At 62.0% G+C, this 2,249-nt stretch carries 2 protein-coding genes; both read left to right on the forward strand.

Annotation, left to right across the window (positions count from 1 at the left end):
* The first annotated feature begins 173 nt into the window (after window positions 1-173).
* On the forward strand, window positions 174-839 hold the full coding sequence (locus tag IVA95_RS35535) for a sulfite oxidase-like oxidoreductase (protein ID WP_247514752.1): 666 nt from the start codon (window positions 174-176) through the stop codon (window positions 837-839).
* Between the two features lie 20 nt (window positions 840-859).
* Complete coding sequence (locus tag IVA95_RS35540) at window positions 860-2,077, forward strand: bifunctional alpha/beta hydrolase/OsmC family protein (RefSeq protein ID WP_247514751.1); 1,218 nt, start codon at window positions 860-862, stop codon at window positions 2,075-2,077.
* Window positions 2,078-2,249 lie beyond the last annotated feature (172 nt).

A 2,249-nucleotide genomic window follows, 5' to 3' on the forward strand; every position in this document is an offset into this window, starting at 1 on the left:
ACCCTTGCACGATCATTCCACCGACACCTCTCCTGCAATTCCTGGAGACAGCCCTTCATCATGTCCCGCCTCTTGACACGGGACATAAGAGGATGAGGGGTAAGAGTTTCGTCGATGACGGTTCATATCTGTATCGCTATACTCCTGACAACGAACTCTGGATCGCGATCGACATGACCAGTGAAAACGAACCGCCGCCCGAGAACAAGCTGACGCGCAGCAAGGAGCGTTGGGCGCGCGAGGGCAAATTCCTCACCGGCAAGATCTCGCGGCCGGAGGAAGCGCGGCTGCCGCCCGGCCAACATCTGACCAAGGATTGGCCGACGCTCGATCTCGGATTGACCCCGAACATCCCGCGCGAGCGCTGGCGGCTCGACGTCTACGGCGCGGTCGAACATCCGCTGTTCTGGGATTTTGCGCAGTTTTCCGTGCAGCCGCAGAGCAAGTTCGTGTCCGACATTCATTGCGTCACGACTTGGTCGCGCTACGACAACCGGTGGGAGGGACTGGCGACCCGCGATCTCCTCGATGTTTGCCGGCCGCGCGAGGAAACGCGGTTCGTGGTGCTGCATTCACATGACGGCTACACCACGAACCTTTCGCTGGAAGATTTTGCCGCGGAAGACGCACTGCTCGCCCATAGCTGGTCAGGTGCCGCGCTGGAGCAGGAGCATGGCGGCCCGGTGCGGCTCGTCGTGCCGCATCTCTATTTCTGGAAGAGCGCAAAATGGCTGCAGAGCATCGAGTTTCTCGCTGAGGATAAGCCGGGCTATTGGGAAGTCCGCGGCTATCACAATCGCGGCGATCCGTGGGCTGAGCAGCGATATTCAGGTGACTAGCGCCAACGGGGGAAACAGCCATGCCGAACGAACGCTTTCAATTCACCGGCGAAGGCGGCCATCAGCTTGCTGCGGCCCTCGATATGCCGGATGGTCCGGTGCAGGCCTACGCGCTGTTTGCGCATTGCTTCACCTGCGGCAAGGACGTGCTGGCGGCAAAACGCATTGCGACGGCGCTCTCCGCAAAAGGCATCGCGGTGTTGCGGTTTGATTTTACAGGCCTCGGCTCCAGTGAGGGCGAATTTGCCAACGCGACCTTCTCCTCGAACGTTGCCGATCTCGTCCACGCCGCCGATCATTTGCGCGAAACCCGCACGGCGCCCGCGATCCTGATCGGCCATAGCCTGGGTGGCGCCGCGATCCTCGCTGCCGCGGGGCAGATAACGGAGGCGAAGGCAGTCGTCACCATCGCCGCTCCCTCCGATCCCGTGCACGTCACGCATCTCTTCAAAGATCGCCTCGACGACATCCGCATGCACGGCACGGTGGAGGTCCAGCTCGCCGGGCGGCCGTTTCACATCAAGCGCGAATTTCTCGACGACATCGCCGAACACAGCCTGGCGGCGCATATCGCAAAGCTCCACAAAGCGCTGCTGATCATGCATTCGCCGACCGACGACACGGTCGGTATCGACAGCGCCACCAAGATTTTCGCTGCCGCCAAACATCCCAAGAGCTTTGTGTCGCTGTCGGGCTCCGATCATCTGTTGAGCGGCAAGCGCGACGGCGCCTATGTCGCCGACGTCATCGCCGCCTGGGCGGAGCGCTATATCGAGCCTGTCGCCGCGCAACCTGTTGCGAGCAAGGCGCCACGCAACGTCGTGGTGCGCGAGACCCGCAACAGCAAGTTCCAGCAGATCGTCACCACAGGTCCCCATGAGATGGTGGCGGACGAGCCCGTTGCCGTCGGCGGTCAGGACAGCGGTCCGGGACCATATGATTTTTTGCTCGCCGGCCTTGGCGCCTGCACGTCGATGACGATGCGGATGTATGCCGACCGCAAATCGCTGCCGTTGGACCGCGTCACCGTCACGCTGAAGCACAGCAAGGTCCACGCAAAGGATTGCGCCGAATGCGAGACGCGCGAGGGCATGCTGGACCAGATCGACCGCGTGATCTCGATTGAAGGCGCGCTGGATGCTGATCAGCGCGCGCGGCTGATGGAGATCGCCGACAAGTGCCCGGTGCACCGGACGCTGACGTCGGAGATACGGATCGTGACGAGGGCGGCGGAGTAGCGGACCGGCCATGGGCCTTCATGGTTCGGGACGCGCAGCTTCGCTGCGCTCCTCACCATGAGGGGCTAGATGACCTCATCCTCTTATGTCCCGTGTCAAGAGGCGGGACATGATGAAGGGCTGTCTCCAGGAATTGCAGGAGAGGTGTCGGTGGAATGATCGTGCAAGGGTG

The organism is Bradyrhizobium sp. 157, from assembly GCF_023073815.1.
Taxonomy (GTDB): domain Bacteria; phylum Pseudomonadota; class Alphaproteobacteria; order Rhizobiales; family Xanthobacteraceae; genus Bradyrhizobium.